Source organism: Parahaliea maris (assembly GCF_008064665.1).
Classification (GTDB): Bacteria; Pseudomonadota; Gammaproteobacteria; order Pseudomonadales; family Halieaceae; genus Parahaliea; species Parahaliea maris.
In genome coordinates, this window is the sequence record NZ_VRZA01000007.1 from 18399 (window position 1) to 42032 (window position 23634).

At 63.1% G+C, this 23634-nt stretch carries 17 protein-coding genes; 9 read left to right on the top strand and 8 right to left on the bottom strand.

The genetic code is table 11. The features are described 5' to 3' along the window. Positions 1-180 precede the first annotated feature (180 nt). From tkt to FV139_RS17010, 5 genes are all read left to right on the top strand, one after another. Positions 181-2184 (top strand): transketolase, encoded by a 2004-nt coding sequence (tkt, locus tag FV139_RS16990; RefSeq protein WP_148069677.1) that lies wholly within the window; start codon positions 181-183, stop codon positions 2182-2184. A 3-nt stretch (positions 2185-2187) separates the two neighbouring features. Next, complete coding sequence (locus tag FV139_RS16995; RefSeq protein WP_148069678.1) at positions 2188-3231, top strand: glyceraldehyde 3-phosphate dehydrogenase NAD-binding domain-containing protein; 1044 nt, start codon at positions 2188-2190, stop codon at positions 3229-3231. 169 nt (positions 3232-3400) lie between these two features. Beyond that, positions 3401-4567, top strand: a complete 1167-nt coding sequence (locus tag FV139_RS17000; RefSeq protein ID WP_148069869.1) for a phosphoglycerate kinase — start codon at positions 3401-3403, stop codon at positions 4565-4567. A 145-nt stretch (positions 4568-4712) separates the two neighbouring features. Then, the gene (fba, locus tag FV139_RS17005; RefSeq protein WP_148069679.1) at positions 4713-5777 is read left to right on the top strand and encodes a class II fructose-bisphosphate aldolase; all 1065 of its coding nucleotides are present in this window, start codon (positions 4713-4715) and stop codon (positions 5775-5777) included. A 334-nt stretch (positions 5778-6111) separates the two neighbouring features. Further along, positions 6112-6840: an alpha/beta hydrolase gene (locus FV139_RS17010; protein WP_268939970.1), complete on the top strand. Its 729-nt coding sequence runs from the start codon at positions 6112-6114 to the stop codon at positions 6838-6840. Here FV139_RS17010 and FV139_RS17015 read toward each other — a convergent pair whose 3' ends face one another. Beyond that, positions 6841-7434, bottom strand: a complete 594-nt coding sequence (locus FV139_RS17015) for a YhgN family NAAT transporter (protein ID WP_148069681.1) — start codon at positions 7432-7434, stop codon at positions 6841-6843. Positions 7435-7664: 230 nt separating this feature from the next. Between FV139_RS17015 and FV139_RS17020 the strand changes: the two genes are divergently transcribed. The 3 genes from FV139_RS17020 to FV139_RS17030 all read left to right on the top strand — a co-directional run bounded on the left by FV139_RS17020 (position 7665) and on the right by FV139_RS17030 (position 11393). Next, the gene (locus tag FV139_RS17020) at positions 7665-8804 is read left to right on the top strand and encodes a tetratricopeptide repeat protein (RefSeq protein WP_148069682.1); all 1140 of its coding nucleotides are present in this window, start codon (positions 7665-7667) and stop codon (positions 8802-8804) included. Between the two features lie 70 nt (positions 8805-8874). Continuing rightward, positions 8875-10251, top strand: coding sequence for a tetratricopeptide repeat-containing sulfotransferase family protein (locus FV139_RS17025; RefSeq protein ID WP_148069683.1), 1377 nt, complete (start codon positions 8875-8877; stop codon positions 10249-10251). Then, the gene (locus tag FV139_RS17030) at positions 10248-11393 is read left to right on the top strand and encodes an aspartyl/asparaginyl beta-hydroxylase domain-containing protein (protein ID WP_148069684.1); all 1146 of its coding nucleotides are present in this window, start codon (positions 10248-10250) and stop codon (positions 11391-11393) included. The genes FV139_RS17025 and FV139_RS17030 overlap by 4 nt, the downstream gene beginning before the upstream one ends. Here FV139_RS17030 and FV139_RS17035 read toward each other — a convergent pair. The 7 genes from FV139_RS17035 to serA form a co-directional block, all read right to left on the bottom strand. Further along, the gene (locus FV139_RS17035) at positions 11378-12331 is read right to left on the bottom strand and encodes a class I SAM-dependent methyltransferase (protein ID WP_148069685.1); all 954 of its coding nucleotides are present in this window, start codon (positions 12329-12331) and stop codon (positions 11378-11380) included. The two genes, FV139_RS17030 and FV139_RS17035, sit on opposite strands and share 16 nt — an antisense overlap. Before the next feature lie 161 nt (positions 12332-12492). Beyond that, positions 12493-15378, bottom strand: a complete 2886-nt coding sequence (locus tag FV139_RS17040) for a TonB-dependent receptor plug domain-containing protein (protein ID WP_148069686.1) — start codon at positions 15376-15378, stop codon at positions 12493-12495. Positions 15379-15593: 215 nt separating this feature from the next. Further along, positions 15594-16049 (bottom strand): hypothetical protein, encoded by a 456-nt coding sequence (locus tag FV139_RS17045; protein ID WP_148069687.1) that lies wholly within the window; start codon positions 16047-16049, stop codon positions 15594-15596. A 34-nt stretch (positions 16050-16083) separates the two neighbouring features. After that, entirely contained in the window at positions 16084-18999 is a 2916-nt protein-coding gene (locus FV139_RS17050; protein WP_187276604.1) for a TonB-dependent receptor, read from the bottom strand. 133 nt (positions 19000-19132) lie between these two features. Next, a complete protein-coding gene (locus FV139_RS17055) occupies positions 19133-20095 on the bottom strand; it encodes a FecR family protein (protein WP_148069689.1) in 963 nt (320 codons plus the stop codon). A gap of 135 nt (positions 20096-20230) precedes the next feature. After that, positions 20231-20812 carry an RNA polymerase sigma factor gene (locus tag FV139_RS17060; RefSeq protein WP_148069690.1) on the bottom strand — a complete coding sequence of 194 codons (582 nt, stop codon included), beginning with the start codon at positions 20810-20812 and terminating at the stop codon, positions 20231-20233. 37 nt (positions 20813-20849) lie between these two features. Beyond that, a complete protein-coding gene (serA, locus tag FV139_RS17065) occupies positions 20850-22079 on the bottom strand; it encodes a phosphoglycerate dehydrogenase (protein ID WP_148069691.1) in 1230 nt (409 codons plus the stop codon). Positions 22080-22204: 125 nt separating this feature from the next. On the opposite strand from serA, the gene FV139_RS17070 reads away from it, so the two are divergent. Then, positions 22205-23620 (top strand): FAD-binding oxidoreductase, encoded by a 1416-nt coding sequence (locus tag FV139_RS17070; protein ID WP_235898705.1) that lies wholly within the window; start codon positions 22205-22207, stop codon positions 23618-23620. The last annotated feature ends 14 nt before the right edge of the window (positions 23621-23634 follow it).

A 23634-nucleotide genomic window follows, 5' to 3' on the forward strand; every position in this document is an offset into this window, starting at 1 on the left:
GTTTATGGGGTCAGAGCCCTTTTTCTGTTGAAAAGAAAAAGGGCTCTGACCCCGTTGGCAACGCTCCCGCGCAAATTTTGCCCAAATATTGCCCATTTATTTGCCGTTGCCCCCCGCTTACGCGAAAATACCGCCCCGTTTTTACTCGGCCCCCGCCTACCTACCTTTCTGGAGAATTGAATGTCTTCTCGTACCGAGCTTGCCAATGCCATTCGCGCCCTGAGTATGGATGCTGTCCAGCGCGCCAAGAGTGGCCACCCCGGTGCCCCGATGGGGATGGCGGACATCGCTGAAGTCCTGTGGAACGATTTCCTGCAGCACAACCCGGCCAACCCGGGCTGGCCCAACCGCGACCGCTTCGTGCTGTCCAACGGCCACGGCTCGATGCTGATCTACTCCCTGCTGCATCTCTCCGGCTACGACCTGCCGATGGAAGAGTTGAAGAACTTCCGTCAGCTGCACAGTGCGACTCCCGGTCACCCGGAATACGGCTACGCCCCCGGCGTTGAGACCACCACCGGCCCGCTGGGCCAGGGCGTCACCAACGGCGTGGGTATGGCAATTGCGGAAAAGGTACTGGCTGCCCAGTTCAACCGCCCCGGACACGAAGTGGTCGACCACCACACCTATGTATTCCTCGGCGACGGCTGCCTGATGGAAGGCATTTCCCACGAAGCCTGCTCTCTGGCGGGTACCCTGGGCCTCGGTAAGCTGGTTGCGTTCTACGACGATAACGGCATCTCCATCGACGGTGAGGTGGAAGGCTGGTTTACCGACGACACCCCGAAGCGCTTCGAAGCCTACAACTGGCATGTGATTCCGGCAGTTGACGGTCACGACCCGGAAGCGGTCAAGGCGGCCATCGAGGCAGCCCGTGCCGAGACCGGCAAGCCCACCCTGATCTGCTGCCGTACCGTGATCGGCAAAGGTGCGCCGAACAAGGGTGGTACCGAGTCCTGCCACGGCGCGCCGCTGGGTGATGACGAAATCGCCGCTACCCGCGAAGCGATCGGCTGGGCTTACGAGCCCTTCGTGATTCCCGACAACGTCTACGCTGGCTGGGATGCGAAAGCCGCCGGCGCCGAGCGCGAGCAGGCCTGGGAGCAGTCCATGGCGGCCTACGCCGACGCCCACCCGGAGCTGGCCGCGGAACTGCGCCGCCGCCTGGCGGGTGAACTGCCCGCAGATTTTGCCGAGCAGGCCGATGCCTACATCGCCAAATGCCAGGCCGAGGGCGAGGTCGTGGCCTCCCGCAAGGCTTCGCAGAACTGCCTCAATGCCTACGGCCCCCTGCTGCCGGAACTGCTGGGCGGCTCCGCCGACCTGGCCGGCTCCAACCTGACCATCTGGAGCGGCTCGAAGGGCGTGAGCGCCGATGACGCCAGCGGCAACTATCTCTACTACGGGGTGCGTGAGTTCGGCATGTCCGCCATCATGAACGGCATCGCCCTGCACGGTGGCTTTGTACCCTATGGCGCCACCTTCCTGATGTTCATGGAATACGCGCGCAACGCCGTGCGCATGGCGGCGCTGATGAAGCAGCGCAGCCTCTTTGTGTACACCCACGACTCCATTGGTCTCGGTGAAGATGGCCCGACCCACCAGCCGGTAGAGCAGCTCACTGCCCTGCGCAGCACCCCCAACCTGCAGACCTGGCGCCCCTGTGACACGGTCGAGTCGGCAGTGGCCTGGAAGGCGGCCATCGAGCGTGTCGACGGCCCCAGCGCCCTGATCTTCTCCCGCCAGGGCCTGCCCCACCAGCCGCGCGATGAAGCCCAGGTGGCAGACATCGCCCGCGGTGCATACGTGCTCAAGGATTGCGACGGCCAGCCCGACGCGATCATCATCGGCACCGGATCCGAAGTGCAGCTGGCCGTGGACGCCGCTGTCGAGCTGGCCACCCGCGGCAAGGCCGTGCGCGTGGTCTCCATGCCCAGCGCCGAGGTGTTCTGTGCCCAGGATGCAGCCTACCGCGAAGCGGTGCTGCCCTCGGATGTACTGGCCCGTGTAGCCGTTGAGGCTGGCCACGTGGACTACTGGTACAAGTTCGTCGGTCTCGACGGCCGCGTGATCGGCATGACCACCTTTGGTGAGTCCGCCCCCGCGGGGGAGCTGTACAAGGAGTTCGGTATCACTGTCGACAATGTCGTGGCCGCCGTGGAAGAGGTGGTCTTCGAGGACTGAGGCATGCTGCGCCTTGCCATTAATGGTTACGGGCGAATCGGCCGCAGCGTGCTGAGGGCTCTCTATGAGAGCCCGTTACGGCAACAGCTGAGTGTGGTGGCGATCAACGAGATCGCCGACGCCCGCACCGTGCAGCATCTCACCCGCTACGACTCCACCCACGGCCGCTTCCCGCTGCCGCTGCAGGGTGACGAGCACGAGCTCGTCGTTGACGGCGACCGCATCACCCTCCTGCGCCAGCCGGAAATCCTCCACCTGCCCTGGTCGGACCTGGGGGTGGATATGGTGCTGGAGTGTACCGGCGCCTTCAGCGATCGGGAGACGGCCGAACTGCACCTGGCCAGCGGCGCCCGCCGGGTCCTGTTTTCCCAGCCGGCCCAGTCCGACGTGGACGCCACTGTCGTCTTTGGTATCAACGAGGATGGCCTGCGTACAGACCATACCATTGTGTCTGCCGCTTCCTGCACGACCAATGGCATCGTACCGGTGATCAAGGCGCTGGATGACGCCCTGGGTATCGAGAGCGGCACCATTACCACCATTCACTCAGCCATGAATGACCAGCCGGTACTGGATGCCTATCACCACACGGACCTGCGCAAGACCCGGGCTGCTTACCAGTCGATCATTCCGGTGGACACCGCATTGGCGCTGGGGATCGAACGTATCCTGCCCAACCTGGCCGGGCGCTTTACCGCCCAGGCCCTGCGGGTGCCCACATTGAACGTCTCAGCCATGGATTTGACCGTCCAGCTGGAATGTGATGCTGATACAGCAACAGTCAATGCCGCACTGCGGGAAGCCGCGGTGAATCGCTTCAATGGTGTTCTCGGTTTCACTACCGAGCCCCTGGCGTCCTGTGATTTCAATCGTGACCCCCGCTCCAGTATTGTGGACGCGAGCCAGACCCGGGTCAGCGGCAAGCGCCTGGCCAAGGTGCTGACCTGGTTCGATAACGAGTGGGGCTACGCCAACCGGATGCTGGACGTGGCTGCCTGCTGGGCGGCGCTGGAAATTGACGACCAGCAAGAGCCGCGCCGTCAGTGACCAGTTTGAGTCATCCGGGCCCGGCTGGTGATTCCCTCCGTTGCGATAGTCGCACAGGCGGGAATTCACAGGGCCTGTAAACAGCTAGAATGGACGCCCGCCATAGCGGGAATGACGCCGGGGTCGCCGGTGCCGGCCTGAGTAACAGTGAAAGGAGAGCAACGTGAGCCTGCAAGTCAAACTGATGAGTGAACTGGACCTTTCAGGCAAGCGGGTGCTGATCCGTGAAGACCTGAATGTCCCCCTGAAGGATGGCAAGGTCGCCAGTGACGCCCGCATTCGCGCTGCCCTGCCGACGATCAGGGCGGCGGTCGAGGCGGGCGCCAAGGTGCTGTTGATGTCCCACCTGGGGCGCCCCACGGAAGGCGAGTTCGACAACGCCTTTTCGCTGGCCCCGGTGGCCGCGCACCTGTCCGGGCTGCTGGGCCAGCCGGTAAGCCTGGTGAACGACTGGCGCGATGGGGTGGAACTGGCCGAGGGCGAAGTCGCCCTGCTGGAAAACGTGCGTTTCAACCCGGGCGAAAAGAAAGATGACGAAGCGCTGGCCAAAGCCTACGCCACGCTCTGCGACGTGTTTGTGATGGATGCCTTTGGCACTGCACACCGGGCCCAGGCTTCCACTCACGGGGTTGCCCGGTTTGCCCCCATCGCCTGCGCCGGCCCCCTGCTGGCCGGTGAACTGAATGCCCTGGAGAAGGCGCTGAGCGAGCCGGCCCGGCCGATGGTCGCGATCGTCGGTGGCTCCAAAGTGTCCACCAAGCTCACCGTACTGGAAACCCTGGCCGACAAGGTGGACCAGCTGGTCGTGGGTGGCGGCATCGCCAACACTTTCCTCGCAGCTGCCGGCAAGCCGGTGGGCAAGTCGCTGTGCGAACAGGACCTGATCCCCGCCGCCCAGGCCCTGATGGCGAAGACCGCCATTCCGCTGCCGGCCGATGTGGTCACCGGGAAGGAGTTTTCCGAATCCGCCGCGGCAGAACTGAAATCCGCTGATGCCGTGGCTGAAGATGACATGATCTTTGATATCGGGCCCCAAGCCTCCGCCGAGATCGCGAAGATCCTGCAGGCCGCTGGAACCATTCTCTGGAACGGTCCGGTCGGGGTGTTCGAGTTTGACCAGTTTGCCGGTGGCACCGAGGCGCTGAGTGCCGCCATCGCCGACAGCCCGGCTTTCTCCCTGGCAGGCGGGGGCGACACCCTGGCCGCAATTGACAAATTTGGCATCGCCGATAAGGTTTCGTATATCTCCACGGGTGGCGGAGCCTTCCTCGAATATGTAGAGGGCAAGACCCTGCCCGCCGTGGCCATGCTGGAACAGCGGGCGCAAGACGCCTGACAGGCCTGCTCTCGGCGTTGAGCGCCGTGAGCCAGGGCGAGGGAAGCAGCCGTAGCCGCCTCCGTCCGCCGCGTAATACTGCAACAACAAACAGGGCCTGGTCACAGGCCCAAACCGCCGACACAGAGACACAGAGGTAACACACATGGCACTCATCAGCATGCGGCAATTGCTGGACCACGCCGCAGAATATGGCTACGGCGTCCCGGCGTTCAACGTTAACAACCTGGAGCAGACCCGGGCCATCATGGAAGCCGCTGACGAGACCAACTCGCCGGTGATCATGCAGGCCAGCGCTGGCGCTCGCAAATACGCCGGCGCGCCCTTCCTGCGCCACCTGATTCTGGCGGCAATCGAGGAGTTCCCGCACATCCCGGTGGTGATGCACCAGGATCACGGTGTGTCTCCCGCGGTTTGTCAGCGCTCCATCCAGCTCGGCTTTTCCTCGGTGATGATGGATGGCTCCCTGGGCGAAGACGGCAAGACCCCGATGGATTACGACTACAACGTCGATGTCACCCGCCGGGCGGTGCAAATGGCCCACGCCTGCGGCGTGTCGGTGGAGGGTGAACTGGGCTGTCTCGGCTCGCTGGAAACCGGCCAGGCCGGTGAAGAAGACGGGATTGGCGCCGAGGGCACCCTCAGCCACGACCAGCTGCTGACCGACCCGGAAGAAGCGGCGGACTTCGTCAAGGCCACCGAGGTGGATGCCCTGGCCATCGCCTGTGGTACCAGCCACGGGGCTTACAAATTCACCCGCCCGCCCACGGGCGATATCCTGGCGATCGACCGCATCAAGGAAATTCACGCCCGCATTCCCAATACGCACCTGGTGATGCACGGTTCCTCCTCGGTGCCCCAGGAGTGGCTGGCGATCATCAACGAGTTCGGTGGTGACATGCCGGAAACCTACGGGGTGCCCGTCGAGCAGATTCAGGAAGGCATCAAGCACGGCGTGCGCAAGGTGAACATCGATACCGACCTGCGCCTGGCCTCCACCGGCGCGGCCCGCCGTTTCCTGGCCCAGAACCCCAGCGAGTTCGACCCGCGCAAATTCCTTATTCCCACCATCAAGGCGATGAAGGACATTTGCGTCGCGCGCTACGAGGCATTCGGCACGGCGGGTAACGCCGACAAGATCAAGGTGCGCTCTCTGGAGTCCATGTTCCAGGCCTATGAGGCGGGTGAACTGAAACCGAAAATCAACTGAGCGCGAAACAGCGGCCGGATGAATCCGGCCCTACAGGAGTGGCGGACTGTCCCCTGTAGGGCCGAATTCATTCGGCCACCTCGCCTAACTCTCTACCCGACAAGCCCGGGAGCCCAAGCTGACGCCAGAACAGCTACAACAGCTGCGCGATTCCCTGGAGCCCTTCTCCAATGAGGCGGCGGCGCCGCAGCACTGGGATGGTTACCGGCGCTATTACCAGCTGGAATTCCCGGGTATCGATGGCCTGGATCACAGCATCGGCAGCGTCACCAGCGGCGACTTTACTCTCGCCGCCCAGTGCTGGCTACAAGCCGGCGCCAGCCACAACCTGCTCCTGTTACACGGCTATTTTGATCATGTCGGTTTGTTCGGCAAACTGGTGGATTACGGCCTGTCCCGGGGCTGCAATGTGCTCGCCTACGACCTGCCGGGCCACGGTTTGTCCACAGGCCGCCCCGCGGCGATCGACGCTTTTGCTCACTATGGTGACAGCATTGCTGCGGTCACTGGCGCCGTCGACCTGTCGCAACTGCCCACCTGGGTAATGGCCCAGAGCACCGGGGCCGCCGCCCTGATCGACTTCGCCAGGCGGTATCCCTGGCCCTTCGACGATACGGTACTGCTTGCACCCCTGCTGCGCCCGGCACACTGGGCCCAGGTGCGGCTGGCCCATGTGCTGCTGCATCGCTTTGTCGACAGCGTGCCCCGTCGCTTCGCCGTGAATTCCAGCGACGCAGAGTTCCTGGCCTTTCTGCAGGAAGACCCGCTTCAGCCCCGGCGCATTCCGGTGAACTGGGTCGGCGCATTGCGGGCGTGGCTGGCAACGCTGCCGCTGGAAGATCTGGGGGTGGGGCCGGCGCTGGTCATTCAGGGTGACTGCGATGGCACGGTCGACTGGCAGTACAACCTGCCGCAGATGAGCCGCCTGTTTCCTGGCTGCCATATCCAGCAGGTGCCCGGGGCCGGTCATCACCTGGCTAACGAGAGCGCCGGATTGCGCCAGCGCTATTACCGTGCGATCGACCGCTATATGGGGCTTCAGGCCCGCTACGAGCCCGCCTGATCAGGCCGGGATGTGCAGGAATTCACGCACACCGTCGAAGAACATCTGTACCGCGATAATCACCAGGATCATGCCCATCAGGCGCTCCATGGCGATCAGCCCGCGGTTACCGAGTGCGCGCAACAACAGCGGGGAGGCCATCAACAGTGCCGCAGACACCGCCCAGGCCCCGGTCAGGGCGATGCTCCAGTCCAGCATTCTCGTGGGGTCGGTATTGACCATCAGCATGGCAATGGCCAGGGAGGAGGGGCCCGCCACCAGGGGAATCGCCAGCGGGACGATAAAGGGCTCACCGTCCGGCGTATCGCCCATCATCCCGTAGGGTGAGGGGAAGATCATTCGCAGCGCAATCAGGAACAGGATAATGGCCCCGGCGATGCTGATGGATTCCTGCTGCAGGCCGAGCACATGGAGCAGGGTCGGGCCGGCAAACAGGAAGATGAACAGGACCAGCAAGGCAATCAGCAGCTCCCGGAATATCACCCACTGGCGGCGCCTGGCGTCCACGTCCTTGAGTACCGACAGAAACACCGGCACGTTGCCCACAGGGTCCATCACCAGTAGCAGCGTGACAAAAGCGGAAACGGTATCCATCGTGACTCCAGTTGGTTGAGTGAAACCCTGACGGCAGGGTGGCCCAGAGGGTGACAGTTAAGTGTGCGGTAAAACCGCGCAGTATATACAAGTCGCCCGCCATCACCTATGAAGCAATTGCATGCGGGCCAGTGTAACAGCAGCGTTACAGTCTCCGGGCACTGTGCGGCGCAGGGGAAAGTGCTAGACTTTTCCCAAGGCCAATACATAACACAGCGCGAGGGCCCGCCATGATTACCTGCCTGCTAGTGCGCCTGTTTACCCCGGTGTTCGTCATCTTTGCCCTGGCCGCCTGCGCCAGCCAGTCACCGATTGCCCGTGCACCGGCTTACACGCCGGAGCAACTGCTGCAGGGCAGCCAGTTCGGCCTGCACCCGGAGCCGATTCCCGCGGTCGACCTGCTCGCGGTGAACGACGACATGCGGGCCTTTGTCCACCAGCACGTGCCGGACATGGGTGTGAACGACCGGCGCAAGATCGAGCTCCTGTTGCGCGCCATTCTCGATGACGGCCTCAACCTCAATTACAACAATTTCCTCACCTTCACGGCGGAGGAGGCGTTCTATTCCCGGGAAGGCAACTGCATGTCCTTCACCAACCTGTTCGTCGCCCTTGCCCGGGAGGCCGGTGTGAACGCCAAATTCCAGGAAGTCGAGGTGCCGCCGAGCTGGGCCGCCCGTGGTGATACCTGGTTGTTGAACCTGCACATCAATGCGGTGATCGACCTGCCGGGGTACGAGCAGGTGGTGGACTTCAACCTGAACGACTACAGCCGCGACCTGCACCGACGGGAGCTGACAGATCGGGAGGCGCTGGCCCGCTACCACAACAATATGGGGGTGCACTGGATGGGCGAGGGCGATTACGAGCGCGCCTTCATGCAGTTCAAGCGGGCCATTCAACTGCGTCCGGGGACGGGCTACTTCTATACCAATCTCGGCACTCTTTTCCGCCGGCTGGAGCAGGAAACGGCGGCGGAATCCGCCTACCTCGTTGCGATCGGGATCGACGACGAGCCGGTCGCGTCGAGCAACCTGGCCCGTCTCTACGACGGGCAGGGAGAGGATGAGCTGGCGCGCTATTACCGGGAGCGGGTGGAACTGTTCCGCACCCGCAACCCCTACTACCTCTTCCACCTGGCGGAGGAGGCCTATGCCAGAGCCGAGTATGACGAGGCCGAGGACCTGTTGCTGAACGCCCTGCGTCGGCACCCCCGGGATCACGAGATCTACCGTTTACTGGGGCTGACTCACCTGCAGCTCGGGGATTACTGGCTGGCTGAAAAACGCTTCCGCCAGGCGGCAGAGCTGGCGGAGGGCGAGGCCCTGGAGCGCTACAACCACAAGCTGGAACTGCTGGCCAACTATTAGATCGCCGATCGCCCGGTCTGCAGTCCGCTTCTGGTAGAATCGCAACCTTTATCCGCTGCAAGACGCCGCAATGTCCCGAAACCGACAAGACCCGCTCAAACAGGCTCTGGCCCGGGGTGTGGCCCTGCACCGCCAGGGCAAACTCCAGGAAGCCGAACAGCAATTCCTCAGCATACTGCGTACCCGGCCGGATTACGCGCCGGCCCATCATACACTGGGCTTTCTCTACTACCAGGCCGATCGCCTCGACCTCTCCCTGCGCGAGTTGCAGCGCAGCGTGGAGCTGAAGAGCCGCAATGCGCCGGCCTGGAATGACCTGGGCAACACCCAGCGCGACCTGGGCCAGCTGGAACAGGCAGCGCAGTCCTATCAGCGGGCGATCAAGCTCGACCCGGATTACGCCCTGGCCCACTGCGCGCTGGCGCAGTTGCGTGACCACCGCCAGCCGGACGCCTTTGAGGCCGAGTACAAGTCGCTGAGCCAGGCCTATGCCCGCAGCCGCAGCGGCTCTCCCGAGCGCCGGGACCTGGCCTGGGGCCTGGCCCGGGCGGCGGAACAGCGTGGTGAGGCGGAGCGGTGTATGGAGCTGCTCGGCGAGGCCCATCGTATCCAGCGTGGCGACCGCCGTTTCAGTATCGATGCGGCGGCGCGTTATTTTGACGCTATCCAGCAGGTGTTCAGTCGCGAGTTTATCGAGGCCAATGCCGACGCAGGCGACGACAGCGAGCTGCCGGTATTCGTGTTTGGTCTGCCCCGCAGTGGCACCAGTCTGGTCGAGCAGATCCTCGCCAGCCACAGCGCCGTCCACGGTGCCGGAGAGCTGCGCATGGTCGGCAACCTGTGCGGCGACATGGAGCGCCAGACCCAGCAGGTGTTTGCCGCGGCCTTCGCCCGCCTTGACGCCAGCACCCGACGCCGCGTCGCTCGGGACCTCGAAAGTCGCCTGCGGAAACTGGCCCCCCGCGCCCGCAGGGTGGTCGATAAAATGCCAGCGAACTACCTCTGCGTGGGTATGCTTGCCACCCTGTTCCCGAGGGCAAAGTTTATTCACTGCCGTCGTGACGCGCTGGCCAACTGCTGGTCGATCTACAGTACCCGCTTCTCCGAGCCACACACCTTTGCCGACAGTCTCAGCGATCTTGGCGCCTACTACCGCCGATACCAGGAACTGATGGCTCACTGGGATGCCGTGCTGCCGGGGCGGATTTACCATCTGGACTATGAACAGCTGGTGGCCAGTCCGGCGGAGCAGATTCCCGCCCTGCTGGAGGCCGTGGGTATGGATTGCGAGGCGGCCTGCCTCAATCCCGAACTCACCGAGCGTGCGGTGCGTACCGCCAGTTCCGTGCAGGTACGCGAGCCCATCTATACCCATGCCAACGACCGGGTACAGGCCCTCGGTGCGTGCCTCGCCCCACTGCGCGAGGCGCTGGGAGACGCGGCGTGAGCCAGCAATTGATGCAGCAGGGTCTCGCCGCTCTGCGAGCGGGTGACGGGGCGGGGGCCGAAGCCGCTTTTCGACAGGTGCTGTCCAGTGGCCAGGCAGATGCCTCCACTTGCCTGGCGTTGGCCTTCGCCTGCGTCAACCAGGGCAAGGCCCAGGATGCGCTGGCGGCGGTCGACCAGGCCCTGATGCTGGAGCCGCGCAACCTGCGCGCACTGCTGTTCAAGGCCGATCACCTTGACCGGATGGGGCAGAGCCGTGTCGCCCTGAGTTTCTATGAGGGCGCTCTGCGAGTGGCCGCCGGCCTGCGGGAGATCCCCCAGGACGTTTTGCAGGGTCTGCAACGGGCGCAGGCAGTGAGCAACAAGGCGGCACAGGCGTACGAGGACTACCTTCTACAAAGCCTCGAATCGCGGGGTTATAACGCCGAGGCCAGTGGCCGTTTTGCAGAATCCCTGGATATCGCCCTGGGACGCAAGACGGTTCATTACCAGCAGCCGACCCGGTTTTATTTCCCGGGCCTGCCGCAGCGCTATTTTTACGATCGGGAGGAGTTTCCCTGGGCTGCCGAAGTGGAGGCGCAAACCGCTGCCATCCGCAGCGAGTTGCTTGCGCTCATGCAGGAAGAGGGGCAGTTCAGCCCCTACCTGGAAGCGGGTGGGCAGGGGCCGCAACTGAACGACAGTAGTCAACTGGGCAATATGGACTGGAGCGCCTTCTACCTGTGGCGCGATGGTGCTCCCGTGCAAGAGAACCTGGACCGCTGTCCGGCAACGGCTGCAGCCCTGGCGGCGGCGCCGCTGCCGAAAGTGTCGGGCCAGACGCCGTCCGCGCTGTTCTCCCGGCTGGCCCCCGGCGCGGTGATTCCGCCCCATCACGGGGTGCTGAATACCCGCCTGATCTGCCACCTGCCGCTGATCGTGCCCGAGAACTGCGGTCACCTCCGGGTGGGCAACGAGCAGAGCGAGTGGCGAGAGGGTGAGTTACTGATCTTCGACGACAGCATGGAGCACGAGGCCCACAATCGCAGTGGGCAGGATCGCGTGGTGCTGCTGTTTGATATCTGGCGGCCCGAGCTCAGTGAGGAAGAACGTCATTGGGTCTCGGAATTGCTGCTGGCGGTAGACGCCTACCCCGGCAGTTGAGCCACCGTCAGCCAGGCGCCATCACGGCCGTCACTGAGCGCCACACCCTCGCAGCGCACCAGGCCAAGACCAGCGGCCTCCAGCCGCTGTCCATTGGCCCGCAGTGCTTCTTCCGACAGGGCGGCCTCGACCATGGAACTCATGCGCCCGGCAAACGCCCGCAGTTCGCTCTCTACGGTGTGGGTCCAGGGAATGACTTCCGTGGGGGCGTAATGTCCCATGTTCTGGTAAATCCGGGCGACGTCCCGGTACATTTTCAGGATAACCTCCGAGGCCGGATTGGGCGCGCTATCCTTTAGCAGTCCGGCGACCTGCGCGACGCGCGGCCCCAGGTCGCGGTCGGCTTCCTCGCAGCTCTCCATCGTGCCCTCCCCGAGTTGCAGGGCACGGGCCCTTTCCAGCAGGGAGCGGAAGGAAGCCAGCAGACCGCTTTCCAGTGTCCGGGTGATGGCCTCGACCGCCGCCGCACTTTCGGCGTCGATGGCGCTCCCCTTCTTGTGCTGCAGCAGGGCAAGGCTGCCCCCCGGAGCTAACAGGCGAACGACTTCGTTGAGGGCTTCCGAGCCGGCGTACTCGACGCCGAACTGACTGATCACCATATCGAAACTGCCGGCGTCGAGACCGGTTGCTGCAGCACTGGCGACCACAGTGTGTGCGCCGGGCAGGTGTTTCGCGAGTGCGGCGAGTGCCGCGTCGGCAATATCGACACAGGTCAACTCCAGGGCGCGGTCGCCGGCAATGGTCATCAATTGCCGGCTGAGGGCGCCGTCCCCGCAGGCGAGATCCAGCGCGCGGACGGGGGCGGGCCGGCGTTTCAGCTCGGCGCCCAGCCAGTCGGCCCAAAGTTGTTGCAGGGCCGCGTCGCGAATACCGCTATCGTCCTTGCCCTGGGAGCTGGCCTGCTGCCAGAAGCTCTGCCAATCCTGGGTATTTGTCATGGGGATATTTTTCCGGGCCGTTTTTTATTGTGCGGCAGCCACTCCGCCGCACAATAAAAAACGGCCAACATAAGTTGGCCGTGATAATAACTCGCGCTTTGTTGTTGGAGCCAGCCGCCCGGAGGCGACTGGTCCTGTTTCGCGGCGAGTGTTAAACCAGCTTAGAACTGGACAGTCGCACCAACGAACCAGTAACGACCCAGGGCGTCGTAGGTGCCCGGGAAGGTGTTACCGTTACCGCGTACGGACGGGCCGGGAGCCGGGCCGATCGGCGGTTCTTCATCGGTCACGTTCTGGACACCGGCACGCAGGCTCATCATGTCAGTCACGTCCCAGATGGCGGACAGGTCGAAGTAGTTCATGTCGTCGAAGTCCCAGTTGCCGCCGTCACCATCTTCGATGGAGTCGACATAACGCCACTGAGCACTCAGAGACATCTGCCAGGGAGTCATCCAGGTAGCCCGCAGGTTGTTCTGGAATTCGAAGATTGGCTGGCCACAGGAAGTGCTGTTCCAGATGCCCAGACAGTCCTCTACGGCCTCACCAGCAAACTCCTGCTGATCCCACTCGGTCAGGTAGGTACCGACGTTATTGAACGCCAGGCTACCCATGTCACCCAGACCCAGGGTGTAATCGACCTGGATGTCGAAGCCCTTGGTGCTGTAGAAACCGATGTTTTCGTCGATGGAGCTGACGTTGTCGGTGCCGATCCACAGGGTACCGGTCTGCTCACCGCGGTTAACCGCGTCACAGTAGAGGGCGTCGCCGGTTTCCAGACAGTTATTGAGAATGGTGCCGGAGCTGATGGAGCTGATGGCGCCGGTGATCTCAATGTCGAAGTAGTCGACGGTTACGGTCAGGTCTTCAACAAACTCGGGGCTGTAGATGATGCCCACGGAGTAGGTGTCGGACTCTTCCGGTGCGAGCTCGGGGTTACCACCAGTGATCTCGTTGTACTGACCCGCGGGGGAGTCGGCGATGCTGCCGTACTGGGCCTGGGTGACGCCGGTACGGGCACACTGCTCGAAGGTAGCCGTCGGGTTAGCGCCGGCACAGGGGTCTTCGCTCATGTCGAACAGGCCGAGAGACTGCGGACGGAACAGCTCGCGAATGTTGGCGTGACGTACAGCGCGGTTGAAGCTGGCACGCATCTTCAGGCTGTCGGTCGGGGCCCACGCACCTGCCACCTTATAGGTGTCGGTGGTGATGTCGGTGGAGTAGTCAGAGTAACGATAACCCAGGTCCAGGCTCAGTTCCTTGGCGAAGGCTGCGTTCTCGACAATCGGAATGTTCAACTCGGCGAAGAACTCGGTTACGTCGTAACCGCCTTTAACCGCCAGGATCGGGCCGCCCTGGCCAGCACCGTCGCCGCTCTGGAAGCCGCTGTCCGGGTTGTAGTCCAGGTTCTCGGAACGGTACTCGGAACCGACTACCAGGTTCAGGCCGGTATCGGCTGAAGGCAGCTGGATGCCGTAGTTACCCAGGTCACCCGCAACATAACCGGAGATCACTTTCTGATCTACGGTACCGCGCGCGTACAGCGGCAGGTACAGGTAGTTCAGCATCTCGTCGGTCACGGCGCCTTCCTGGAATACGTTCCAGGGCACACAGGTCGGGTCGGAACCGTCGATCACGGACTGACACACGGTGTTGCCGTCAGCGTCAACCGTGGCGTCCAGGGCACGGGCTACGCGGGTGCTGGACAGGTCGTTGTTGTAGGTCTGCTCGTAGCTGGTTTCAGCGTACTGACCGTAGATGTCGTAGCGCCATACGTCGTTGATGTCACCACGCGCGCCGAATACGCCGCGGAAGTTGGTGTGACGCAGGTCGTCGTTACGGAAACCACCTTCTACGTTACGACGGCCGATGAACACAGTCTGGCGGTCGTCTTCGGTCAGGCCGTAGCTGCCACAGATGGCGTCGAACTGCTGGTCTGACAGGAAGGGGTTGCCACAGCTCAGGGAGCTGGTGACGAAGAACGCACCGGAAGGCGCGATCTGGGCGTTGGAGCGGTCATCCATGAAGGTCACTTCGGAGTACACTTCAACGTGCTCGTTGATGGTGTAACGGCCGAAGGCGCCGCCGGTGTAACGCTCGTCAGGGCGCTGGAAGAAGTTGCCGGGCGCGTAGTTGTACAGCGTGTCGAAGGGCACGAATTCGCTGCCGTTGCCGCCGACGCTGAAGTCAAAGCCGTCGTCCAGGATGCCGAAGTCGGTGAAACGACCCCAGGGCACAGTGGAGGAACCGCCGCAGGATGCATCTGCAGGACCGTCGCCACCCAGGGCACAGTTGGAGTAGTCGCGCTCACTCTGGCGCAGGGCGTTAATGTTACGGTAGCTGGCGTAGGCGGTAACGTTACCGCGGCCGCCGTCCAGGTTGGCACCGATCACGAAGGAGATGTCAGAGATCTCGCCGTCGGTGACGCTGCCGGAAGGGTAGTCGAAACCACGGTCTTCGTTCAGGCCCTGGGCGAAGCTGTTGTCATTGTCGTGCTGGTAACCGGAGTATTGAACGTCCAGTTTCACGCCTTCGAAGTCGTCAATCATGATGAAGTTGACAACACCGGCCACGGCGTCGGAACCGTAGGTAGAAGACGCACCACCGGTCAGAACCTCAACGCGCTCGATCAGGGCGCCGGGGATCTGGTTGATGTCGGCACCCTGGCCGCCACCCTGGGGAGAACCCGGCGGCAGACGACGGCCGTTCATCAGCACCAGGGTACGGTTGTCACCGAGGTTACGCAGGTCGATGGTGGCAGTACCGGTCGCGCCGTTGGCGTCACCGGAGGAGTTGCCGGGATAGACAGCCGGCAGGTCGGCGATCAGGTCCTCGACACGGGTGGTGCCCTGGAACTTGAACGCTTCGGCGTCGATCTGGGTTACGGGAGATGTGCTGACGAGGTTGGCTTTCTGGATACGGGAACCCGTAACCACAACCTCTTCTACCATCAGCTCATCCTGGGCGTTGGCAACAGACGGCAGGACGGCCGCCGCGCTCATGCCCAGGGCAGCAGAAACTGCCATGGTGAGACGGTTTTTCACTAACATAGTAATACCCCTGTACTTTATGTTAAGCATGCTTTTCCCGTGGCTTGGTGCCACTGGATACGGACATTAAACGAACTGCGGCGGGCTCTCCTCAAAGTTCCGGTCACATTTGTGACATATTCACACTCTGTGCCGGGAACTCGCAAAATTACCGTAATTCGTCGCCTTGAAAGGCGGCCGCAAGCTGCTGACAGTACGGAAGTTATTGGTCGCTACTAGTTGATGCGGGTGACCCCGATGGAGGCACCGGTAGCGACATGGGTGAGGCGGTAGTAGCCAAAAAAGTTCTTCTCGATCACCACTTCCCGGGCATCGCCATTGTAGGCAAAACGGCCCTCCAGGCGCTGGCGCCAGACCTGGCCGTTGTCCAGCGAGAACAGGGTATCCCCACTCCAGCCGCGAAAGTCGCCCTTGATCCGGGCCTCGATGCGAATGTCCTGTTCCGCCTGTTTCACTTCCTCGCTGGTGTTGCGCAGGGCCTGGGCTTCACCCGCGGTGTAGGACACCAGCCACTGGTTCAGGGCTTCGATTTCATCGGGGTTGAGTTTGTGCAGGCCGGCAGCGCGGTAGTCTTCACTGGACATCAGTTTTTCGACGCCGGGAAAGTCCTTTTCCTGGGCGCCAGCGGAGCCGGCCACCAGGAGCAGGCAGATAACGGTCAGTCGGCGCATGGGGCCTCCATTGCAGAAGAGAGTGATGAGGTGATCAGAAACGCTGGCTCAGGCGGGTGTACCAGAACCGGCCCTTGAGTTCGTGGGTGCGGCCGTCGATATTGTCATTGAAGGCCGAGGCCGCCAGTGGGGCGTCTTCATCCAGGGCGTTGTCCACCCCGAGTGACCAGCGCAGCCCGGCGAGCAGGTCGAAGGTGTAGCTGAGCTGCAGGTCGAGGACGCTCCAGGCGTCGATGTCCCGGGTGCGATTGCTGCCAGGGACCAGTTCCTCCATGCTGGCGACGTGGTGGAGGTCGGTGCTGGCCCGCCAGCGCTTGTGGTCCCAGCGCAGCCCCAGTTGCCACTTCCAGTCAGGGATGCCACCCAGGCCCTCGGAAGCCTCGTCGCGGAAGGTGCCCGCCAGATTGAGTTCCGGTGCGGAGGCATCGAGGCGCGCCAGGTACTCGTGCAGGTAAGTGGCGCTTCCGGTCAGCGAGAGCTGGCCCCAGCGTTGCCGCGGCAGGTGATAGGTCAGGCCGAAGTCGGCACCGCGGACCCGCCGTCGCCCCACGTTGATATTGTTGGCGGTCACCAGCACCAGGTTGCCGGCCGCGTCCCGGGTGACGTTACCGCTGAAGCTGCCGAAGCGGGCGTTCTGGTTGACGATGAACTGGGCGCTGGAGGCGACGACATCCTCCTGCTCGATCTGGAACAGATCGACGCTGAGCCGCAGGCCGTCCAGGAGAGAAGGCGACCACACCGCCCCGGCGCTGTAACTCTCAGACGTTTCCGGCTCCAGTTCGGGATTGCCACCCTTGACGGTCAGGAACTGGTTGCGAGTGGGGTCCGCCTGCAGGCCGCGACAACCGGGAAGTCGGGATGCATTCGCCGGTTGTGTGCAGGGGTCATCAATGAAGGCCTGTTCCTCCGCCGCTCCCTCGTAGAGTTCGTTGAGGCTGGGCGCCCGGAAGCCCATGGCGTAACCGGTGCGCAGCAGCAGTGTCGGGCCCAGCTGCAGGCGCAAGCCCAGTTTGGGGTTGGTGCTGTCGCCGAAGTCGCTGTAGTCGGAGTAGCGAATGGCGCCATCCAGGTAGAGGGACCGGCGGCCGTTGTCAGTCGTCCAGAGTGGCAGTGCGGTCTCCGCATAGACTTCGGCGATCTGCCGTTCTCCGTAGGTGGCCTCGAAATTGGTGGCGCCGATGGTGCCGGTGTTGGCCAGCAGGGCGTCCGGTCGCTTGGCTGTCGACTCCTGGCGGTACTCCACGCCGAAGGCGAGATCCCCGCGGCCGGTCGGCAGGCGCAGCAGGGCGTTGCTGAAATTCATGCTGATGGTGCTGAGCTTGCTATAGCCGCTGACGGTCCCATTGGCGAGCAGATAATCGATCTGCTCATCATTAATGCTGCCGACCGGGCCGGCGAGGTCCACGGGGACGCAGCCGTCGACAGCCATTCCCTGGCACCCCGCTGCCGGGCCGAGGGCCCGCCGCAGGTTATCCGCATTGACCAGGTTGGAGGTGGTTTCGCTGGCCTTGGAGCGGCTCCAGTTGAAGCCCACGTCCCAGTTCCAGTTATCGTAGAGCCCCTCCATCACCGCATTGAAACGCATGACCTCGGAGTCGTTGTGTTGTTGACGTAGGGGGAACTCCACCAATCGGCGCCGAACGTCGCTGATATCCTGACCAAAATCGTTGAAGGGGTTGTCAGCTGACAAGATGATGGGGGTCTGCTCAAAAGCCGTGAACACCGGGGTCGGGGCCAGCGCTGCGGCGGCCTCGGTTTCCAGGTAGGTCATTTCAAGCAGCCCGGTCACCTGCTCGGTAAAGTCATAGCTGACATTGCCGTAGAGGCTTCTGCGTTCGAGCGGCACTACTGCGGTGGTAAAGGCCTGGTAATTGAACAGGTCTTCGGGGCCGGCGGGGCGATAACCGCCGCCGTCTGCAATCACGGTACTGCCATCCGGGAGGACGATCCTGGCGTCGGGGGTGGCGCTGGAGCGCTGGTCGGAGCCGCCGAGGTTGCGGGCGTCGGCGTTGCTGGAAACGTCCCGGTCGCGGCTGTAGATCGGGTCCTGCTCATAAAGCGAGGCGCTCAGGAACAGGGACCCATTGGGCAGGGCACTGCCGTATTGCAGGGTATTGGTGCGGGTCTGCAGGTCGCCGCGGCCGGTCTGCCCGTAAAAGGTCTCTGCCAGGAAGCCGCGAAAGTCCTGCTTCATGATCACATTGACCACGCCGGCGATCGCGTCGGAGCCATAGATGGCCGAGGCGCTGTCCTTGAGGATTTCGATGCGGTCCACCGCCGCCGGCGGAATACTGTTGAGGTCCACGGATTCGCCTGCGAGCCCGTCGTTGGCCACCCGCCGGCCGTTGATGAGGATCAGGGTATTGCTGGCGGGCAGGCCCCGCAGGGTGACACTGGCGGTGCCGTCGCCGCCATTGGCAATGGCGGTGCTGGTGGAGTTACCGACCACCGCGGGCACAAATTTCAGCAGTTCACCCAGCGACTGGGCGCCACTGAGTTCGATCTCGGGTGCCCGGAACACGTCGACCGGGGCGGCGCCGCTGTAGTTGCTGCGGCGGATGCGGGAGCCGGTCAGGCGGTTGCCGTAGACATAGGTTTCCTCGATGCCGGGCACAAAGACGGGATTATTGGCCGCCGTCTCCGCGGCATCGTCACAGTCCTGGCCGCCGCACATCAGCGGGTAGATGGCAATGATGCGATCATTCACCAGTTCCCAGCCGAGGCCCGAGCCTTCCAGCAGGGTGTCGAGTGCCTGCTCCTGGCTATAGCGCCCGATAAGCGGGGTGGCGGACATATTGCGGGTCAGGCGGTCGGAGAACACGATCGCCCGGTTGCTCTGCTGGCTGTACTGGATCAGGGCGTCGGCGAGGGAGCCGGCATCGATGCGGAAGCGCTCGCTGTCACTGCCATCGTCAGCGAAAGACAGACGGGCACACGCCAGCAGCCCCAAGAGGGCAGACCGGGTGCAAGTGTGCCACCTCCCGCGATTGCCGAGCATGCTGCCCCTGAGGCCCTCTGTATGCAAGCCTATGAATTTTCAGGATATTCGGGACCACGTCTGGACCCGAAGGGCACGTTATATCTTACTGTGCGGCGGGGAGCAACTGCAGGGTGTCGGCGCCGATCCGGGCGACCCGAATCTCCATGCTGCGTTCGAGGGCATCCAGCACTGCCAGCGGCTGATTGAGCTGGAATACGCCCGACACAGTGAGGGCGGCTACCGAGGGATCGGCGATGAGAATGCGGGTCTTCTGATAGCGCTCCAGCTCGGCGGCGAGCTGTGAAAGCGGCATTTCGCGGGCGACCAGTTCGCCGTCGCGCCAGGCCAGCTGCGGACGGATGTCGCCGGCGGCCGATGCCTTGAAGCCATCCTGGCTGGCGACGAGTCGCTGTTCGGCATGCAGGATTTCAGTAGCGGGAGCCCGGCTTGCGGGGGTGTCCTGTTCGCTGACCCTGACCACGCCCTCGGAGACGGTAATCTCACTGGTGGTCTCACTGCGGCGGAATACGTTGAAGGCGGTGCCCACCACCGTGACCCGGGTGCTGCCGGCATCGACTTCGAAGGGCCGCTCCTTGTTGGAGGTGACTTCAAAGAAGGCCTCGCCACGCAGCAGTTCGATATGGCGCAGTTCCTCGCCCATGCTGGCGGAGAGCCGGGTATCGGTATTCAGGGTGAGTCGGGAGCCGTCGTCCAGGGTGATCGTGCGCTGTTCACCGAGCGCGGTCTGGAAGTACTGCGCTTCTGGCTGGCTGGCCTCAAAGCGGGGCAGCAGGACCATGGCCACCAGCGCGCTGGCAGCAACGGCCATCGAGGCGCCAATCCAGCGACGGCGGGAGGGCGATTCGGCCTGGGGGAATTCCGGCATGTGTTGCAGGCTGCCGAGGTCGTCCCAGAGTTCCTGCATGGAGTCCATCGCCCGGCCGTGGGCCGGGTCCTCGCTCAGCCACAGGGCGAAGGCCTGCCTGTCGCCCTCTTCAACCTGGCCGGAGCGGAAGCGGGCAATCCAGCTCAGCGCCGCGTCACAATCCTGTTCGAACTTTTCCATGCGTTTCGACTACGTTATGGTTTCCTGTGTAACCGTCCGTTACCCTTGCGGAGGCAGCGGTAAATCCCTACTCGGCTACAAGGTTGTTGTTTGTATTAGTGTGACGGTTCAGCCGTCGGTTCCCTCAATAAAAAATCAGTTTTCCGGAGAATTTTCTTCGCCGGGATAATAACTCGCCAGGCGCTTCCTGCAATGTTGCAAGGCTTGCAGTATGTACTTCTCCACGCTGGACACGGATACACCCATCTCCCGCGAAATATCGTTGTAGGACAGACCGCTTTTCCGGTGCAGCAGGAAGGCCTGGCGCACTTTGAGGGGCAGTTCCTCCACGGCGCTGTAAATGGCGCTGAGTTTCTCCCTGGCCCCGAGGATCTGTTCCGGCGAGGCGCCGCCGGCATTCAGGTCAACCGCTTCCCCTTCGCTGGCCTGTCCGCCCTCGATCTTGAGGAAGCGGAAATGCAGTTTGCGCCGGCGCAACTGGTCCACCGCCAGGTTGGTGGCAACCTGGTAGAGAAAGGCGCGGGCGTTGTCCAGCGTCTGCGGGGACTCCAGTCGGTGCAGGCGCAGGAACGCCTCCTGGGCGACCTCGGCGGCATCGTCGGGGTTGTCCATTTTGCGCGCGAGGTACTTTTCCAGTGCCGGTTGGTGCTCGTTCACCATCTCGGACAGGAACTGGTCTTTCGCGGAATCGGGCAAGGGCGCGGTGGTCTCTGTCATCGGGCGGCGCCCCGGTGCAGGGCGCCTTGAGGCTAGTTCAGAATAGTACGCGTGTGCGGATCGTACCGTCTACGGCGGCCAGCTTCTGCAGGGCGATGTCGGAGTATTCGGCGTCGATATCGATGACAACGTAGCCGATCTTGTCGTTGGTTTGCAGGTACTGGCCCGACACGTTAATGGCATTTTCGGAGAAGATCGTGTTGATAGCGCTCATTACACCCGGCACATTGTGGTGGATGTGCAGCAGTCGGTGGCTGCCGGCATGGCTCGGCAGGGCTACCTCGGGCACGTTGACCGCGGAGGTGGTGGTGCCGTTGTCGCTGTAGCGGGCCAGCTTCTCCGCCACTTCCATACCGATGTTTTCCTGGGCCTCTACGGTGCTGCCACCGATGTGAGGGGTGAGAATGGTGTTGTCGAACTCGCGCAGGGGCGAGACGAATTCCTCTTCATTGGAGCGCGGCTCTACCGGGAAGACGTCGATGGCGGCACCGGCCAGTTTCTCTTCCCGCAGGGCGGTGGCCAGGGCCTCGATATCGACCACGGTACCGCGGGAGGCATTGATCAGGATGCTGCCGGGTTGCATGAGGCCCAGTTGCTCGGCACCGATCATGTCCTGGGTGCTGGCGGTTTCCGGCACGTGCAGGCTCACCACGTCGGCCTGGGACAGCAACTGATTCAGGCTGGGAACCTGGCGGGCGTTGCCCAGCGGCAGTTTGTTCACCACATCGTAGAACAGCACCTGCATACCCAGGCTCTCGGCGATCACGCCCAGCTGCATGCCGATATTGCCGTAGCCAATGATTCCGAGCTTTTTACCGCGGATTTCGAAGGAGTTGGCGGCAGATTTCTGCCATTTACCCCTATGGGCGGCGGCGTTTTTCTCCGCCACACCGCGCAACAGCAGGATGGATTCGGCAATGACCAGTTCCGCCACCGAGCGGGTATTGCTGAAGGGCGCATTGAACACGGCGATGCCGCGCTGGGTGGCTGCGGCCAGGTCGACCTGGTTGGTGCCGATGCAGAAGCAGCCCACGGCTACCAGTTTTTTCGCCGCCTCGAAGACGTCTTCGGTCAGCTGGGTGCGCGAGCGGATACCTACGAAGTGGGCGCTGGCGATGGCCGCCTTCAATTCCTCGGTGGGCAGGGCTTTCTGGTGCAGTTCGATGTTTTCGTAGCCGGACTGACGCAGGGTCTCCACCGCGGAGGGGTGAACGCCCTCCAGCAGGAGGAATTTGATCTTGCTCTTTTCCAATGACTCTTGCGCCATGGGGTGCTGGCTCCGTGATAAATACTGGGTATTCGGGGGGTCCCGGGGGGCGCGTATGGTACCATACGCCGCCCTGAAATCAGCGCCGATGCTGGCGTGCCGTGAAAATTACCCGAGGACACCCCGTGAACGACCTGGTCGCCCCCTCTCTGAGTTCCGAGACAGCCTCAGCCCTGGCGGCTATTGTGGGTGCCGAGCGCGTACTGACCGATGCCGATTCCCTGCTGCAGTACGGGCGTGACTGGACCCGATTCCACACCCCGGCTCCCAGTGCGGTAGTCCTGCCGGGCTCCATTGAGGAAGTGCAGGCGGTTGTGCGCCTGGCAGCGCAGGAGCAGCTGGCGATCGTGCCTTCCGGTGGTCGCACCGGTCTCAGCGCCGGTGCCGTGGCCCTGAACGGCGAACTGGTCGTCGCCTTCGACCGGCTCAACACCATCAGCGACTTCAACCCGGTGGAGCGTACCGTGCGTTGTGGCGCCGGCGTGATCACCGAGCAGTTGCAGCAGTTCGCCGAGGAGCAGGGCCTGTTCTACCCGGTGGACTTTGCCTCCGCCGGTTCCAGCCAGATCGGCGGCAACATCTCCACTAATGCCGGGGGCATCAAGGTGATTCGCCACGGCATGACCCGGGACTGGGTGGCCGGCCTGAAGCTGGTCACCGGCACCGGTGAACTGCTGGACCTGAACCGCGGGCTGGTGAAGAACAACGCCGGCTACGACCTGCGCCAGCTGGTGATTGGCGCCGAAGGTACCCTGGGCCTGGTAGTGGAAGCGACCATGTCCCTGGCCCGTCCGCCCAAAGACCCGGCGGTGCTGGTGCTGGGAGTGCCCGACATGGGCGCCATCATGCAGGTGCTCTCGGCCTACCAGGGCAGGATGGAGCTGCAGGCCTTTGAGTTCTTCTCCGAGCTGGCCCTGCAGAAGGTGGTCGAACACCAGGGCCTGCAGCGCCCCTTCGAAACGCCGACCGACTACTACGCCCTGCTTGAGTTCGAACAGGTCTCAGAGGCCGACATGGACACGGCAATGGCGTTGTTCGAGCACTGTGTGGAGCAGGGCTGGGTCGTCGACGGGGTGATCAGCCAGAGCGTTGCCCAGGCGGAAAACCTGTGGCGCCTGCGGGAGGATATCTCCGAGACCATCACCCGCTGGACCCCCTACAAGAACGACATCTCCACCACGATCTCGAAGGTCCCGGATTTTCTGGCAGAGGTGGAGCAGGTGGTGAACGGCGCCTACCCGGATTTCGAGATTGTCTGGTTTGGCCATATTGGTGATGGCAACGTGCACCTCAACATCCTCAAACCGGATGCACTACCTGTCGACGAGTTCAAGGCCCGGTGTGGCGAAGTCAGCAAGTGGGTGTGCGAGATTGTCCAGCGCTACGGCGGCAGCGTGTCCGCCGAGCACGGGGTAGGCCTGTTGAAGAAGGATTACCTGGGCTACAGCCGTTCAGCGCTGGAGATCGAATTGATGCGGCAGATCAAGCAGGCGTTCGACCCCCGGGGCATTATGAACCCCGGGAAGATCTTCGACGCCTGAGGACCCTACGCAGG

What these genes read in the sequence shown, in the direction of transcription:
- tkt (WP_148069677.1), top strand. Translation starts at nt 181, where the DNA reads ATGTCTTCTCGTACCGAGCTTGCCAATGCCATTCGCGCCCTGAGTATG.
- FV139_RS16995 (WP_148069678.1), top strand. Translation starts at nt 2,188, where the DNA reads ATGCTGCGCCTTGCCATTAATGGTTACGGGCGAATCGGCCGCAGCGTG.
- fba (WP_148069679.1), top strand. Translation starts at nt 4,713, where the DNA reads ATGGCACTCATCAGCATGCGGCAATTGCTGGACCACGCCGCAGAATAT.
- FV139_RS17015 (WP_148069681.1), bottom strand. Translation starts at nt 7,434, where the DNA reads ATGGATACCGTTTCCGCTTTTGTCACGCTGCTACTGGTGATGGACCCT.
- FV139_RS17020 (WP_148069682.1), top strand. Translation starts at nt 7,665, where the DNA reads ATGATTACCTGCCTGCTAGTGCGCCTGTTTACCCCGGTGTTCGTCATC.
- FV139_RS17025 (WP_148069683.1), top strand. Translation starts at nt 8,875, where the DNA reads ATGTCCCGAAACCGACAAGACCCGCTCAAACAGGCTCTGGCCCGGGGT.
- FV139_RS17035 (WP_148069685.1), bottom strand. Translation starts at nt 12,331, where the DNA reads ATGACAAATACCCAGGATTGGCAGAGCTTCTGGCAGCAGGCCAGCTCC.
- FV139_RS17040 (WP_148069686.1), bottom strand. Translation starts at nt 15,378, where the DNA reads ATGTTAGTGAAAAACCGTCTCACCATGGCAGTTTCTGCTGCCCTGGGC.
- FV139_RS17045 (WP_148069687.1), bottom strand. Translation starts at nt 16,049, where the DNA reads ATGCGCCGACTGACCGTTATCTGCCTGCTCCTGGTGGCCGGCTCCGCT.
- FV139_RS17055 (WP_148069689.1), bottom strand. Translation starts at nt 20,095, where the DNA reads ATGGAAAAGTTCGAACAGGATTGTGACGCGGCGCTGAGCTGGATTGCC.
- FV139_RS17060 (WP_148069690.1), bottom strand. Translation starts at nt 20,812, where the DNA reads ATGACAGAGACCACCGCGCCCTTGCCCGATTCCGCGAAAGACCAGTTC.
- serA (WP_148069691.1), bottom strand. Translation starts at nt 22,079, where the DNA reads ATGGCGCAAGAGTCATTGGAAAAGAGCAAGATCAAATTCCTCCTGCTG.